Annotated in this window: 12 protein-coding genes; 5 read left to right on the top strand and 7 right to left on the bottom strand. The window is 65.9% G+C overall.

All coding sequences use genetic code 11. The features are described 5' to 3' along the window. Positions 1-33: 33 nt before the first annotated feature. From QLQ86_RS04715 to QLQ86_RS04695, 5 genes are all read right to left on the bottom strand, one after another. Complete coding sequence (locus tag QLQ86_RS04715; protein WP_282816061.1) at positions 34-999, bottom strand: universal stress protein; 966 nt, start codon at positions 997-999, stop codon at positions 34-36. After that, positions 996-2,660 (bottom strand): cation:proton antiporter, encoded by a 1,665-nt coding sequence (locus tag QLQ86_RS04710; RefSeq protein ID WP_282816060.1) that lies wholly within the window; start codon positions 2,658-2,660, stop codon positions 996-998. The genes QLQ86_RS04715 and QLQ86_RS04710 overlap by 4 nt, the downstream gene beginning before the upstream one ends. Before the next feature lie 282 nt (positions 2,661-2,942). Next, positions 2,943-3,740 (bottom strand): alpha/beta fold hydrolase, encoded by a 798-nt coding sequence (locus tag QLQ86_RS04705; protein WP_282816059.1) that lies wholly within the window; start codon positions 3,738-3,740, stop codon positions 2,943-2,945. Positions 3,741-3,854: 114 nt separating this feature from the next. Continuing rightward, the gene (locus tag QLQ86_RS04700; protein ID WP_282816058.1) at positions 3,855-4,643 is read right to left on the bottom strand and encodes a CPBP family intramembrane glutamic endopeptidase; all 789 of its coding nucleotides are present in this window, start codon (positions 4,641-4,643) and stop codon (positions 3,855-3,857) included. Next, a complete protein-coding gene (locus tag QLQ86_RS04695; protein WP_282816057.1) occupies positions 4,643-5,671 on the bottom strand; it encodes an Acg family FMN-binding oxidoreductase in 1,029 nt (342 codons plus the stop codon). Before QLQ86_RS04695 ends, QLQ86_RS04700 begins: the two co-directional genes overlap by 1 nt. Before the next feature lie 127 nt (positions 5,672-5,798). Between QLQ86_RS04695 and QLQ86_RS04690 the strand changes: the two genes are divergently transcribed. Beyond that, positions 5,799-6,311, top strand: a complete 513-nt coding sequence (locus QLQ86_RS04690) for a CIA30 family protein (RefSeq protein ID WP_282816056.1) — start codon at positions 5,799-5,801, stop codon at positions 6,309-6,311. Positions 6,312-6,395: 84 nt separating this feature from the next. Here the strand turns inward: QLQ86_RS04690 and QLQ86_RS04685 are convergent, their stop codons facing one another. Continuing rightward, the gene (locus QLQ86_RS04685; RefSeq protein WP_282816055.1) at positions 6,396-7,742 is read right to left on the bottom strand and encodes a DUF2254 domain-containing protein; all 1,347 of its coding nucleotides are present in this window, start codon (positions 7,740-7,742) and stop codon (positions 6,396-6,398) included. 416 nt (positions 7,743-8,158) lie between these two features. Here QLQ86_RS04685 and QLQ86_RS04680 point away from each other — a divergent pair, with 416 nt between their 5' ends. After that, positions 8,159-9,466 (top strand): peptidoglycan-binding protein, encoded by a 1,308-nt coding sequence (locus tag QLQ86_RS04680; protein ID WP_282816054.1) that lies wholly within the window; start codon positions 8,159-8,161, stop codon positions 9,464-9,466. Positions 9,467-9,839: 373 nt separating this feature from the next. On the opposite strand, the gene QLQ86_RS04675 is transcribed toward QLQ86_RS04680, so the two are convergent. Then, on the bottom strand, positions 9,840-10,538 hold the full coding sequence (locus QLQ86_RS04675; RefSeq protein WP_282816053.1) for a TVP38/TMEM64 family protein: 699 nt from the start codon (positions 10,536-10,538) through the stop codon (positions 9,840-9,842). Between the two features lie 636 nt (positions 10,539-11,174). On the opposite strand from QLQ86_RS04675, the gene QLQ86_RS04670 reads away from it, so the two are divergent. The 3 genes from QLQ86_RS04670 (at position 11,175) to QLQ86_RS04660 (ending at position 14,368) form a co-directional block, all read left to right on the top strand. Further along, positions 11,175-11,333 carry a DUF3309 family protein gene (locus QLQ86_RS04670; protein WP_282736294.1) on the top strand — a complete coding sequence of 53 codons (159 nt, stop codon included), beginning with the start codon at positions 11,175-11,177 and terminating at the stop codon, positions 11,331-11,333. A 612-nt stretch (positions 11,334-11,945) separates the two neighbouring features. Further along, entirely contained in the window at positions 11,946-13,535 is a 1,590-nt protein-coding gene (locus QLQ86_RS04665) for a BCCT family transporter (protein WP_282816052.1), read from the top strand. Positions 13,536-13,657: 122 nt separating this feature from the next. Continuing rightward, positions 13,658-14,368, top strand: coding sequence for an SIMPL domain-containing protein (locus QLQ86_RS04660; RefSeq protein WP_282816051.1), 711 nt, complete (start codon positions 13,658-13,660; stop codon positions 14,366-14,368). Positions 14,369-14,880 lie beyond the last annotated feature (512 nt).

The following is a 14,880-nucleotide window of genomic DNA, read 5'->3' as shown; positions in this document are numbered from 1 at the left end:
GTTTCGATCGTGTCACGAGACCTGGGGCCGGGGTCACGTCAGGGTGACCGGCGAGACGAAACCCGGCGGCTTCAGCGCCAGCACCGAACACTGCAGTTGATGGAGCACGGCCTCGGCCGTGTTGCCGATGATGAAACCAGGGATGCCGGTTCGCGCCACCGTCCCCATCACGACCAGGTCAGCCTTCAGCTTCTCGACCAGTTGGGGAATCTGTTTTCGCGCCGACCCCATGGTCAAGTGAACCCGGGGAGACAGGTAGTCATAGGCGTCCGAACCGATGCGTTCGCGAAGTCGATACGTCAGCCTGTCCATGCCAACCTGGTGACGGGACTGTTCCATCTCGACGATGTGTCGCTCCGTCGTATCGGGATCGTTGGCCCAGATGCCCACGAAACCGGCTTCCGGCGCATCCCAGGCATGCACGAGATGAAGCTCGGCGAAGTCCGACAGGGCCAGAGAGAAGGCAAGGTCCAGGATGCTGTCGTTCAGCACCTGTTCGTCGGGCACGGCACGATGGACATCGACATCGACGGCCGCGACGATGCAGCGGTAGTCGGGCCTTTCCCCCGGCTTCATCAGCCATACCGGACAGGGGCACTTGCGCATCAGGTGCATGTCATCGCTGCCGAACAGCAGCCGGCTCCACTCCGGGTTTTCCGCCGTCTTGATCACGAGATCATGGTCATCCCGCAGCACCGCCCGAATGACCTCGATGAACGTGATCCCGGTCAGCACCTCGATATGGCAGGCGACCCGATCGGCATGGGGGACGATCAGCGACTCGATCCAAGTCCGGCGCTCGGCCATCACCGCGTCCCTGAACTCGACGGCTGATGGTCCACGAGGCACCAGGGAGAGGTCCAGCATCTCCTCGGGGATGACATCGATGAGGGTCAGCATTGCCTGGTTGTTCTCCGCCAGCGACACCGCCCGGGCGAGCCCGGCCTCCTGGGAGACGGACGGCTCGACGACATAGAGGATGTTTCGGAAGCGTTTCATGCGTTCTCCCCTCCACGGGATTCGACCGACGCCTGGGGCGCCATCACCCGGATGGCGGCCTCCCTTGCGGCGTCTGCGTAAGGCACCAGCACCAGATCCACGCCCTCCTGCTCGAACCGTCGGGCTTCCCGAGGCTGGGAGACGGCGACCGCCACCTTCCCCGCGAACCCCTGCTGACGAAGGCCATGCAGCAGCGTGCGGTTGATGACGGGGTCCCGGACGGTGCTGACGACCCAGCGAGCCTGGTGCAGCGGCAGGGTGGCCAGGAACTCCGGATCTTCCGCATCCCCGTAGCACACCCGGTATCGGTCGCGTGCATGTTGCTGGACGGTGGTGGGATCGAAATCCACCGCCAGGAGACGACAGCCCCGCTGCCTGAGGTCTGCCGCAAGGGCCGCGCCATAGCGACCCAGCCCGATCAGCAGGACGTCCACCTCATTGGTGTCACCCACCAGGTCATCGAGTTCCCTGTGCGGCACCTGGCGCTCGAAGATCGAGAGCCTGGGCGCCAGGCGCTCATAGAGGGCATGCGAATAGAGGATCATGTAGGTGGACACGCTGATGGTGATCAGGCCAACGAGGGTGATCAGCCCCACCGTCTCCTGTTGCAGGTGACCCAGGGCCAGGCCCATCGCCGCCAGGATCAGGGAGAACTCGCTGATCTGGGCCACGGTGAGGCCGGCGAGGAAGCCCGTACGCTTGCGATAGCCCATGTAGCCCATGATGGCCATGACGATCAGCGGATTACCGACCAGCACGAACAGCGAAAGGACCGCCGAGGCCCCGAGCTGTGCCCCCAGCGTCCCCAGGTCCAGGGTCGCCCCCAGCTCAATGAAGAAGAACAGTAGCAGGAAATCACGAAGGCTCACCAGGCGTGACGCCACCTGCTCACGATAGGGTGTCGAGGCGATGGACACACCGGCGAGGAAGGCCCCGACTTCCTTGCTGAACCCGAGGGCCTCCCCTGCCATGGCACCCAGTACCGCCCAGGCGATGGCGAAGAGCATCAAGAGTTCCGACGAGTGGGCCAGTCGATGCAGCAGCCCCGGCAGGACATAGCGCATCAACAGGGCCACCCCCGACAGCATGGCGGCACCTGTCAGCAGGACTTTCAGGGCCTCCCAGCCCATGTTGACGTCGCCGTCGGCCTGGCCGTAGGCGGTCAGCCCGATCATGACCAGGACCACCACGATGTCCTGCACGATCAGGAAGCCGACCGCGATCCGACCATGCAGGGAGTCCACCTCCCGCTTGTCGGACAGCAGCTTGACGATGATGATGGTACTGGAAAAGGTCAGGGCCACGGCCACGTAGAGGGCGGTCACCGGTGACATGCCGAGCCATAGCGCGATGACGTAACCCACCGCCGAGGTGAACACCACCTGGCCCAGGCCGGAGGCGAGCGCCACCGGCCCCACGGTCCGAATGATGTGCAGGTCGAGCTTCAGCCCCACCACGAACAACAACAGGGCAATGCCGAGCCGGGCGAACAGCTCGATCTCGGTGCGTTGCTCCACCAGGCTCAAGCCCGAAGGCCCGAGCAGGATGCCCACGCCGATGAAGGCGACGATCAGCGGCTGGCGCAGCAACTGCGCCAGTGCACCTCCCAGCACGGCGAGGCCGAGGACCATCCCGATCTGGGCAAACACGCTCTCGAGCATCTTGACCGCCTTCGCAATTGATAACACAACATACTGATTATGCTTTCTTTTCAGGCCACGCCTACGGCCACACCCGAAAGTATAATCTAGCCCGTTGCGCAGGATTTGGCCTGATGCGAACGAGAGGCGGCATAGAGGCCCCAGGCCATAGCGGCCGCTGCTGGCCGCGGCCCTGGGCAGGCACTTGCCCGCTGGCATCGAAGCTGCCCTGCCCAGGTGCTTATCGAAGATGCCCGGCGCGATGGCCGGTCCGACCGTTCAGGCATAACAGACGGTATCAGCTCACTTCGCCCGGGTCGCCAGAAACCCGGTAATGGCCTCGTTGACCCGTGCCGGCTGCTCGAGGGCCGACAGGTGACCGGCGCCCGGGATCACCTGGAAGGTGGAGTCGGGTAGCCGCTCGTGGATCCGTCGGGAGAGCGCCACCGGCAGGGAGCGATCCTCCTCCCCCACGAGAACGAGCGCCGGCACCTGGATCTCGTGCAGGCGATCGAGGACCGAGTCCCGCCGGATCAGCGCGTCCAGGCACAGCAGCGCGGAGGGGACGTGGTTGCCGGCGAACTGCGCCTTCCACTCCTCGACCAGGGGGCGGTTCTTGTACCGGGTGGTGGCGCCGAACATCAGCCCCGCGATGGCCGGCAGCAAGGGGCGAAAGCCGATGGCTCGCGCCCCGGCGCCCATGGCACGGTACTTCACCTTGTGCCATGCGGTTTCCGCGCCGGCATCCGTATCCATGAGGATGAGACCGGCCACCCGCTCCGGGTGGCTCAGCGCGGCGCGAAGCGCCACCATCCCCCCGATGGAGAGGCCACACCAGAACGCCCGCTCGATGCCGAGCGCGTCCATCACGGCGATGACGTCGTCGACGGCATCATAGAGGGAGAAGCGATCCGTGAGGTGGCTCGACCGGCCATGACCCCGGAAGTCGGGGTTGATGACGCGGTAGCGATCGGCCAGCACGGGCACCTGCTCGCGCCACATCTCGCCCGAGCATAGAAAACTGTGGCCGAGGACGACGGGGTGCCCCACCCCTCTGTCCTCGAAGGCGATCTGGATGCCTTGGTGGTCAACCACGGTCATGGGTGTCTCCAATTGGTTGGGAATGAAGGGCATAGGCTGCATCGGGATCCGGCAGTTGGCTCGCTCAAGCAGTGAGACGCCGCGGCGCCGGGACGAGGCATGGACAGGGCGCGCTCATTTCGGGACCACCGCCGTGACGGCCCCCTCGCGGCGGAACATGGGCTGGCGGTGGTGCCAGACGACGCCCACGGCCACCGCCAGGAACAGCAGGTTCTCGAGCGGCTGGGCATCCGGCCAAAGCGGGTTGATCAGCTGGAAGTGGAACACCACCGGCAGCAGCAGGCTGCCCCGCGAGGCATTGAACATCGGCGTGACGATGAGGCTGAGCGCCACGGCGCCGACCAGGAACGGCAGGAAGGACCAGGCCCCCTGCGGCGTTCCACCGAGGAAGAACGCCGGCAGGTGCCAGATGCCCCAGATCAACCCCAGGAGGATCGCGGCCCAGAAGGGCGTGACGCGGCGCTGCAGCAGCGGAAGCGCGACCCCTCGCCAGCCGAGCTCCTCCACGGGCCCCTTGATGACCATCAGCAGCGCGGCCACCAGCCAGGCGGATAGCGACGCGAAGTCGGGCGGGTTGCCGAATCGCCAACCCTGCAGCAGGGCCGCCGCATAGAAGAGCAGCGGCACCCCCAGCAACAGGAACGCGTACCAGCCGAGGGAGGCGCGCCACAGCAGGAACCGCCCCAGCAGGCGACGCACGCCACCGGGCCCCGCGCCGTGGAAGACGACGAGCAGCGCCGCAATGGCCGGCGCATAGACCGCCAGATAGAACAGCGGATGATGGCCGGTGATGGGGCCGAACGCACGGCTCATCGGCGTGTTGAGGAACAGGTAGCCGGCGAGGATACCCCAGGCGATCGTGAAGGTGATGACCAGGAAAGGCAGGAGCGCGCGTTCGCGCATCACGCCTCCCCCTGCTGCATCACGCGCTCCACCGGGCGGCGCAACGAGCGCGGCATGGCCGGACCGCGGCCGAAGCGCACCACCAGGTCGGGTCGCCCGCCGGCCAGCCCCAGCGCCCGGGCGAACTCGGGGCGCACGCTCGCCTCCTCCACCGGCTGGTTGACGAAGGCGTTGCGAACGCCCAGCGCCGTGGCCTGCAGTGCGAAGCGCTGGTAGCAGCGGCCGGCCTCGACCCAGTGCGCCCGGTCATCCGCCGACGAGACGAACACCGCCAGGCCGGCGGCGCTGCGCACCTGGCGGGCCAGCTTGGCGTTCTCCGGCTTCGGCCGCAACATGGCACGCATCAGGTACTTCCCCAGCCAGCGCGGCGCCTGGGGGTTGCCGGTGGCCCGGCCGCTCAGGCCATCGCCGCTGGCCACCGCCTCGGCGTCATTGAAGCGGATCCACGCCTCGAGCTCGCGCCGGAAGGCGGGATTTTCCAGTTGCCGGGTGTTGGCGTCCAGGATGAACGCCAGCGCCCGTTTGATGGCCTCGCGCTCGGTGAGCAACACCACCGAGACGCCGTTCCCGCTGCCCGCCGCCTCGAGCGTGGCCAGATCCTCGGCGGAGAGCGGCGTGCCGTCGTAGTCGCTGCGCGTGCACTGCCGTGAGGCGATGGCCTCGAATAGCGGCGACGCCTCGGCCTCGCCGGGCGTGAGAGTCACCCGGATCTCGCCGTCGCCGTGCGGCCGGAACTCTGCCTGGGCGGAGAGCCCCCTCGCACGGGCGGCCAGGCAGAGGTTCTCGGTGGCGCAGCCGAGCGACGCATAGAGGTGATGGTCGTCGGGGTCGACCACCGGCGTGCGCCGGGTCAGGTCCGGCTGGATGCGGATGGCGCCCTCCTCTACCCCGAACCGCCAGCACTGGGTGTTGTGGCCGGAGGGCGCCAGGGTGGCGTAGCGGATGAGCGTCTTGAAGTGCTCGGCCTCTTCCTGCGCCGGTCCCTCATCCATGGTCCAGGTGCGTTTCACCGCCTCGTCGTAGGTCATGATGCCCTCGCGATCGTTGCCCGATGCTGCGGATGAGTATCGCCCAGGATCCCACCAGCAGAGAAGACAGCGCGTGGCATGGCAGGCATGCTGGACAACTGGCGACACGCGATCCCGGAGGCCCCCAATGACAGCACGCCTGATCGACTTTCAGCACGCGGACGAGGCGCCGCGCTGGCGAGCCATCAACGACGACGTGATGGGCGGCATTTCCCACGGCAGCCTGCATGTGGAAGATGGCATCGGGGTGTTCAGCGGCGAGACCTCGCTTGAAAACAACGGCGGTTTCGCCTCGGTGCGCCGCGAGCCCGAGCCGTTCGACCTGAGCGACGCCGCGGGGGTGACGCTATTCGTCCGCGGTGACGGCCGCCGCCACCAGCTTCGCCTCTATACCGAGCAGCTGCCACAGGGCGCGGCTTACCGGGCGATCTTCGAGCCCGAGGCCGGCGAGTGGCAGCATGTCACCCTGCCCTGGCACGACTTCGAGGCGGTATTCCGCGGCCGGCGGCTGGCGGATGCCCCGCGGCTCGACCCTGCGGCGATCCGGCAGGTGGGGTTTCTCATCGCCGACCGGCGGCCGGGCCCCTTCCGGCTGGAGGTGGTGTGGTTGGGGACGCTGGAGAGTGGCGGCAACGGATAAGATTGCGGGGGGCACCTCAGCGCTCCCGCCCCGGAACAGAAGCAGGCGAATCGCCAGCGAGACTCTCCCTGCCTCGGGGCAGGTTCACTGACGTGGTCCCGTGGGCTCCCTGCACAGCTGCTTCGCCGCCTGGTAGCGGTGCTCAACCACTCGGCGATCCTCCGCTTCCAACAGCCCCTTGCGCGCCCCACGGACGATCATCTCGACATGCATCAGGAGTGACGCTCGATCCTCTGGCCGATGGGTGAATCGACCGACCACGATTATCGTTTCCAGTAGACGTATCGTCACCGCGGCATTGGCGCGAGCCTGTTGCCGGATCTGGTTGAACGCCACACCCGTGACCTCGGGGAACGTCGCCGCCAGCGCAATCACCCTGAGCCGTCCCTGGCTGTCATATCGATAGGGCGACGGCATCTCGCGCGCCGCCAGCCGACTCAACGCTGACGCCAGGTGGTCGACGCAAGTGATGGCCGTGAAGGGGTCGTTCACCCCTGACGACAGGGCCCGCAGCGCGATCTCGACGAGCTGGGTCACCGCGAACTCGATATCCTGGCTCGACGTGCGCTGGTTCCCCAGGGCAAAAGCGGCATTGGCGTGCTCCACCGGCAGGTCGGCCGCCCTCTCCCCTGGCCAGACCCGCATCAGCGGACAGCCGGCGACGACATAGTGGCCGGGCAAACGCTCCAGTCGAATCACCACATCCTCTTGAATCGCCAAGGCCAGCAGGGCATTGGTGTCGATGAACTGCAGGTAGCCGTCCGCGTTCGCTGGAATCGGGCGCGCTTCTCGCTCGAAGGCGTCGAGGAAATCCGCATCGGGGGGTGCCATCGAATTCCCGGGTGCGTCCTGTCCGATATGTTCCGGAAACAGGCGGTCGGTCGCGGCAATCAACTCCTTGCTGACACGCGCCACGATCTCGTTCGCCTGCATCGACACGGACACATGGTGGATGAAATAGATCAGCACCCCGACGCTCACGATGGCAAGGAAGACGCCGAGGGCAACCGACACGTTGGGAACGAAAGCGATCTCTTCCTCGCGCCGGATGGTGAGGAGGACCAGCAAGCAGTAGAGGAAGGTGGCGACGAAGGTGCCCAGCACGATCTGGGTCGTGGTGTCGCGCAGGAAGTTGCGCAGCAGACGGGGGCCCAGCTGCGAGGTGGCCAGCGACAGGGCAACCAGCGTCATGGAGAACACCACCCCGGCGATGGTGATCATGGATCCGGCGATGACCCCCAGCACGGCGCTGGCACCCTCCGCGCCACCGGTGAATGTCCAGCCCCAGGCATGCAGCAGCCAGTTCGTCACCTGCCGGTCCAGGGCAACACTGGTCAGGGCCAGTGACACCGCGACGATGGCCATGAGCGTGGGAATGAACCACAGGCTGGAACGAACGCGATCCCAGTACCTCAAGATCAGTATCTTCACGACGAGGGTGCCTCATTCATTCGCCTGCGCTCCACGGCCGCTCGCTCGGCCCAGGCATGGTGTATCCAGTCGCCGCCATCGGGATTGGCCGGGTTCCTCGATTTCCCTCGTAGGTGGGCCTGGGCCGTGTTGCCCGATGCCTTGAAGCCATGCCCTGGGTGCGATGTGAGCTCATGAATGATAGTCATGATCCATCACCCCGGCATCCATGCTGGGCAACTGACGAAGCCCGACCACGAAGGCCCCGTGCCACCCCTGATCAACCGTCAGCAGGCGCATGAGACGCCGTGTTGGGCAAGGCGACATACGGCTTCTTCACGCCAGACTCGACCAGGCAGCACCGTCCGGCCTGCGTCTTCACGCATCTTGCCTATCCTGATGTTATGGATGACAGCCCGTTCACTGGAGGCACGACCGTGATCATCAAGGGATTCATACTCAGTTTTATCCTCTTCGGTTCCGTCGGACTGGCCAGCGCCGATTACACCGACGGCATGCGCTACTACGAGCGGCAGGAGTACCGCCAGGCACTGCAGGAGTTCGGCGACGCGGCGAGAAGCGGCGATGCCGATGCCCAGTACATGCTGGGCCGCCTGTACGAGGCCGGCAACGGGACAGCCCAGGATTTCGTCCAGGCCCACAAGTGGTACAACCTGGCCGCGGCCCGCGGCCACCGCCATGCCGCCGAGGCACGTGATTCGCTGGCCGAACGCATGACGGCCGGACAGGTCGCCGAGGCGCAGCAGGCGACACGCGGCTGGCAAACGGAAGAGGCCGCTTCCTCACAGGCGGGTGAGCGAGCGCGGCCCGACATCGAGACCCTGTCGGATCGGCAAGGCATAGCCGAGATACAGCGCGAACTCAATCGGCTCGGCTATGACGCCGGCCCGGTGGATGGCGCCATGGGACGCCGCACCCGCAGTGCGATACGCGAGTATCAGGCCGACAGGGACATGGCCCAGGACGGCCGCGCTTCGGCCGACCTGCTGAAGCGCCTGCGCGAGACGCAGAGACAGGACGTGGCGGCCCCCTCCGAGCCGCCACCCGCCGCCGAGCCTCGGGTCGCCCTGCAGGACGACTTCAGCGACGGCGATTACCGTCGCGATCCTCCCTGGACGGTGCTCAGCGGCGACTTCGAGGTCGATGAGAATGGATTGCGCAGCATCGTGGAGACACGGCGCACGACCGATCGAGAATCACGGAGTCTCAGCTCCGATCGGCCGGAGGAGATCGGCCTGGCGATGCTCGCGCTGATCCTCGAGCAGACGGGCAATGCCCGGCAGGACGAGGTGCCTGTCCCCGTGGAACCGGCGCGCATCTTCGTCAATGGGCCGGTCGACAACGCCTTCAGGATGGAACTGGACGTCACCTCCCGGCAGCGGCCTGGCAGCCTGGAACTCGGGGTCTTCCAGGGCAACCGACCCAACGGCACCGGCTATCGCCTGGTCTACACGCCCGGCTCGCGCCCCGGGCTCAGCCTGGTCAGGCTGATGTCCGGAAGCGCAGAGGTGATCGCCCGCCACGAAGCCAGTCTCGACCTCGAGGACGGCCGGGTCCACCGCATCGTCTGGACCCGCGACGATAACGGACAGATGCAGGTTCGCGTGGATGAGCAGCGACTGCTGCGTGTGCAGGACAATGGCCTGCGCGACCCCTTCCAGGGCTTCATGCTGGCAAATCAGGGGGGCGACTACACCCTGCGTCGGATCAGGCTGGAGGACTAGGCGCCTGTGCCGACTCACTCCAGGCGGTGTCGCCCTCATCTGCTCACTGGCGAACAGAGCGAACGCTGCCCGGTTCCACGGGCAGGAAGCGGTGCCATTCGGTCGAGCTCCCCCGCGTTCTGATAAACGCCCGTGAGCGACGGGCAGCTATCATCGCCCGCGGCCGGCGAGAGGCCGCCACATTCGACGGGATAGACACCGTGCGACGTACGCCCCGGCGCAACGACGGCAATGACGAGAACCAGATACCAGGCAGCGCCAGCTGATAGTGTCATAGGCGATTCTTCGCATCCTGGAAATTGGGGTACGTCGCCACGTTCTGACGTTCGCGATCCCTGCACCCCCCCCCTGCCCCAGCCGAGGCGCGCTCTCTCTAGCCCAGCGGGTGGCCGTGGGCCTCTACCCGGCGCCTGAGCCAGGCGCCTGTCAGCAGCAGCAGGGTCAGCGCGACCAGCGGCAGGATCACGTCGGGCCTGACAGCCTCCTCCTTCTCCACCGCCTCCAGCGCGCCGTAAATTGCGCTGGAGTAGACCGCCCACTTAACGCTCAAGCCGATGATGGCCGCCAACATGAAGGTCGCCAACGGCAGGCGCAGCAGGCCGGCGGCGAAGTTGACCACGGAGTGGGGGAAACCCGGCAGCACCCGCAGGGCGCACTGGGTCAGGAAATCACTGCGCTTCTCCAGGTTGACCATGACCTTGCGAGTGAGCCCCCTGGGCGTCCAGCGGTCGCTGAAGCGGGAAGAGAGGTAGAAGGCCCCCAGGGCGCCCGCCACGCTGCCGACGGTCAGCATCAGGGTGGCCGCCAGCGGCGGATAGAAGGGCGCGATCAGCCACAGTCCGATGCTGCCAGGCAGGCCGAGCGTCAGGGTCACCGCCATGATCAGGATCACCGAGATGATTACCCCGGGGTGGTGGGAGGCCGCGTCGGCCCATTGCTGGACGTCGGCCAGTTCAGGCGAGTGCCAGATCCACAGATAGCCAGCCATCAGCAGCGTGGCGCCGATCGCCACCCAGCGCCAGGGTCGGCTTGGCGGACTGTCATTGAACATCAAGGCGTCTCGGTCATCCATCAGGCGCCATCGTGACACGCCCAGTGCGCCGGGTCACGGCTCGCAACACCCGCGAGACAACAGGAGGCCAGAAATCGTGTACGCCCCCGATTGTTCGTTGCCAGGGCAAGATGAAGCGAGAACCGCGTCCTGGTGCCCCGAGGGCTTTCACGAGTTCCGCTATCGAGATAGACACATCATCGAGCGCTGCCTACGTGCCGACTTTCCAGACAACACCTGGCCAGAGGGTTTCGGGGTAGACCTGTTGTTCCGCGGCGTCCTTTCCTGAAGGATGAGTTTCTTACACTCTGCTGTAATGAATCCTTAGCTGCTTCACACCTTATGATACTAATGCGGGATGTATCAGAGGACGCCAGCATGACCAGAGACAATCATCTCAAGAAGATGGGGATCATGAATCGTTCACGGCGCAGTCGAAGACGGTTCTCTTTCTATGGTCTAGTGTCAATGAAGGACATGGCGATAAGTGCCGGACAAAGCACTGGTCACGGTCCCGGTTGGCAATGGCCACTTAAGCATGGGGGCAAGTAGCTACCTGACGGGAAGAAGGGTGCAGGCGCCCGAAGAAAGCCGTACTGTTGCGCCTTGAGTAGTTGCTTGAACAATGCCCCGCCACTCACTGCTGGGAGACATGACATGTCAACAGGAACAATTTTACTCATCATCGTGATTCTGCTTCTGATCGGCGTGATACCTGCCTGGCCCCACAGCAGGGGATGGGGATATGGCCCAAGCGGGGGTCTCGGGCTGGTGCTGATAATCCTGCTCATCCTGTTGTTGATGGGCAAGATATAGCCTCGGAAACCGGTGGCGAATGGGGCAGCTCCTGGTTAAACGGAGGCATCCCTTTTCATGGCGATGTTTCCCATTCAGCGTCTCGAAGTCGAACGTAAGCCGTGGTGTGCAACGGCGTCTTATCGCTGACTTCGAGTCGCAGGCACCCGGTACAGCAGCAGTCTCATGAAGCAGATCAGCAGGAAAGGAAGGGATGGGGATAGACCCTGTTTAATGATAAATCGAGCGCCTGCAACCCGGCAAGGAGGTTTTGCTGAGATGGTCGATCGAGATGTTGAGAGTGACATTTCGAACGCCACTTCCCGACATGGCGTGATGACGACCTGACAACGGCCTGCGGTTTTCCCTTGATTTCCTGGGCAGCGCTGTTCCATTTCCGCTGCCCATCGACTCGCCGTCTCGAGCAGCCTTGACCATCCAGGCCATGTCACATTAGGTCACTTCGAAAGCATGCACCTACGACGTTGACCCCAGGCTCGGCAAGGGCCACCTCCGGTTGGACTGAGCGCCGAGCGGGTTTAGACCTTGGTCGCATGTTTTGGTAAACTTGCATCGCTCTAGTCGGCGTCATGTCCCATCGACGCACACATCCTCCGCAACTAGAGCGTCCTCATGCCTCCGAACAACACTCCCGCCCCACACGGGACCTCGGCGCTGTCGCGCCTGGGCGATCCCATCGTGCTGCTGCTCACGGTCGGCTTCATCGTCGCCTTCGTCGGCCTGTCGCTTTACGACATCGACCTGGTGGCCGATAGCATCAGCGCCGGCTTCGCCTGGACGGCGGCCACCCTGGGCACCTACTTCCAGCTCCTGCTGCTGCTGACCTTCCTGATCGCCATCGGCGTGGCGATCTCGCCGGCGGCCGGGGCCCGGGTCGGCAACCTCACGAGCCCGCAGATCGGCACCTTCAAGTGGCTGTCGATGATCATGTGCACCCTGCTGGCCGGAGGCGGCGTGTTCTTCGCCGCGGGCGAGCCGGTCTACCACTTCGTGGTGACCCCGCCGGCCTTCGACACCGAGGCGGGCACCGCCGAGGCCGTGGCCGGCGCCCTGGCCCAGTCGTTCATGCACTGGGGCTTCCTGGCCTGGGCAGTGCTGGGCTCGCTCTCCGCCATCGTGCTTGCCCACGCCCACTACGTGAAGGGCCAGCCGCTGCAGCCGCGCACCCTGCTCTACCCGGTGTTCGGCGAGCGCGTCATGAAGGGCGCGCTGGGCAGCCTGGTCGATGCCTGCTGCGTGATCGCGGTGGTCGCGGGCACCGTCGGCCCGATCGGCTTTCTCGCCACCCAGGTGAGCTTCGGCCTGCACGAGCTGTTCGGCGTCAGCGAGGGCTATGCCACCCAGCTCGGCATCCTGGTGCTGCTGGCGGGGGTGTACGTCACCTCGGCGATGACCGGCATCCACAAGGGCATCCAGATCCTGTCGCGCTTCAACGTCTTCCTGGCGCTGGGCATCGCCGCGGTGATCCTCGTGGCCGGCCCCACCCTGTTCCTGGTCAACGCCTTCAGCCAGGGCTTCGGCGAGTACCTGTCGTCGTTCTTCACCATGGCCACCATGAGCGCCGAGACCGCACCGGCCTGGTGGATGCAGTGGTGGACGGTGTTCTTCTTCGCCTGGTTCATCGGCTACGCGCCGCTGATGGCGATCTTCGTGGCGCGCATATCCCGCGGGCGCACCATCCGCGAGATGATCCTCGCCGTGGCGGTGATGGCCCCGGTGGCCACCGCGATCTGGTTCACCCTGCTGGGCGGCTCCGGCATCCACTACCAGCTGACCGGCGCGATCGACCTCGCCGAGGCGCTGAACAACTTCCAGTTCGACGTGGCGACCCTCACGGTGGCCCAGGCGCTGCCGGGCGGCAGCCTGATGGCGCTGGCCATCCTGCTGCTGACCAGCATCTTCGTGGCCACCACCGGCGACTCCATGAGCTACGCCATCGCTGTGGTGTGCGCCGGCCACGACGCGCCGAGCCCGCTGGTACGCGCCTTCTGGGGCATCGCCATGGCGCTGATGGCCGGCATCCTGCTCTACATGGGCGCGGGGCAGATCGGCGCACTGCAGCAGTTCATCGTGATCACCGCGATTCCCGTCTCGCTGGTCCTGCTGCCCTCGCTGTGGGCGGGCCCCCGGGCCGCCTATGCCATGGCGCGGGAGCAGGGCATCATCGCGCCCCATTCGGTGGCCAGCGCCGGGGCCGAGTGAGCCTGCCGGGAATGACGGCCTGACGGCCAGACGCGGCATCCTTGGCGTATCATGGAGGCATCGGGTGCGGTGCCTCCCGCGCCTCCTGGCCGATGGCCGGCCACTCTGCAGAAGGAGCCGTCATGAAAGTCCTCCCCGCCCTGATTCTCGGCATCGCCGCCATCGTGGCGGCGTCGCTGATCGCCGAGGGGCTGACCGACCTGCGCACCGGCGACCGCTACGTCACGGTCAAGGGCCTGGCCGAGCGGGAAGTGCAGGCGGATCTCGCCCTCTGGCCGCTCCATTTCGTGGCCACCGGCGAGACGCTGCGACAGGCCCACGACGCGGCCAGTGCCAGCCGCGAGGCGGTGCTCGCCTTCCTGGAGGACCACGGCATCGACACTGCGCAGGTGGAGCTGCAGCGCCTCAACGTCAACGACACCGCCGCCAACCCCTACCAGGGCGGTGAACGCGAGCAGAAATTCATCATCAACCAGACGCTGACGGTGCGCAGCGAGGAGATCGCGCGCATCCGCGACACCGCCCAGGCGGTGGGCGAACTGCTCGACGCCGGGGTGGTGCTCTCCTCCGACTACGGCCCCGGCGGCCCCCTCTATCTCTTCAGCGGGCTCAACGACATCAAGCCCGAGATGATCGTCGAAGCCACCGCGGCGGCCCGGGAGGCCGCCGAGCAGTTCGCCCGTGACGCCAACGCGGACGTGGGCGACCTGCGCCGCGCCAACCAGGGGGTATTCGAGATCCGCGCGCGGGACCAGGCCATGGGCATCACCGAGGCGCAGCAGCCGGTCAAGAGCGTGCGGGTGGTGACCACCGTGGAGTACTACCTGCGCTGAGACGCCGGCAGCAGGCCAATCGCCAATGGACGGCGGCGATCCAGGAGGAGAGCGTCGAGCACTTCATCCGTGCCTTTCGCCGGCCGCCGAAAAACGCTTGACCCTCGACTTCGTCGCCACCGACGACCCAGTGCATGGCGAGCAGCACGCTCGGCATTTCTCCGGCTTATACGACGGATATTACTTCCTGCCGCTCTACGTATTCTGTGGCCAGCAGTGGCTGGTCGGCCACCTAGGATGCAGCCCTCCATGCCGGCACCATACTCGCCCTGCTGGTGCGCGCCACGCCAAGCCTGCTCAGGCTGACCCTCGACTCCTGCTGTTCCGGACGCACGGCAATTTCACCCGGACGCACGGCAATTCCGGGACTCGCGGCCGGCTCGTATGCTTGCGGCGAGCCCTCGGAAACGGGATCGACGATGGCTCGACGCGCTGGCGGCTGATCACGGAGAAGAACGATGGACGCCTACAGAGACTACGTGACGTACGCCAAGGACGTCGGCCTTCGATGA

The sequence above is a fragment of the Halomonas rhizosphaerae genome (assembly GCF_030012485.1).
GTDB lineage: Bacteria > Pseudomonadota > Gammaproteobacteria > Pseudomonadales > Halomonadaceae > Halomonas > Halomonas rhizosphaerae.
The sequence above is the reverse complement of the archived record's forward strand: the minus strand, read 5'-3'. Positions and strand labels throughout refer to the sequence as shown.

Coding starts and splice junctions, on each gene's coding strand:
- QLQ86_RS04675 (WP_282816053.1), bottom strand. CDS start 10,538: ATGGATGACCGAGACGCCTTGATGTTCAATGACAGTCCGCCAAGCCGA.
- QLQ86_RS04710 (WP_282816060.1), bottom strand. CDS start 2,660: ATGCTCGAGAGCGTGTTTGCCCAGATCGGGATGGTCCTCGGCCTCGCC.
- QLQ86_RS04670 (WP_282736294.1), top strand. CDS start 11,175: ATGTCAACAGGAACAATTTTACTCATCATCGTGATTCTGCTTCTGATC.
- QLQ86_RS04700 (WP_282816058.1), bottom strand. CDS start 4,643: ATGCGCGAACGCGCGCTCCTGCCTTTCCTGGTCATCACCTTCACGATC.
- QLQ86_RS04715 (WP_282816061.1), bottom strand. CDS start 999: ATGAAACGCTTCCGAAACATCCTCTATGTCGTCGAGCCGTCCGTCTCC.
- QLQ86_RS04660 (WP_282816051.1), top strand. CDS start 13,658: ATGAAAGTCCTCCCCGCCCTGATTCTCGGCATCGCCGCCATCGTGGCG.
- QLQ86_RS04695 (WP_282816057.1), bottom strand. CDS start 5,671: ATGACCTACGACGAGGCGGTGAAACGCACCTGGACCATGGATGAGGGA.
- QLQ86_RS04690 (WP_282816056.1), top strand. CDS start 5,799: ATGACAGCACGCCTGATCGACTTTCAGCACGCGGACGAGGCGCCGCGC.
- QLQ86_RS04705 (WP_282816059.1), bottom strand. CDS start 3,740: ATGACCGTGGTTGACCACCAAGGCATCCAGATCGCCTTCGAGGACAGA.
- QLQ86_RS04665 (WP_282816052.1), top strand. CDS start 11,946: ATGCCTCCGAACAACACTCCCGCCCCACACGGGACCTCGGCGCTGTCG.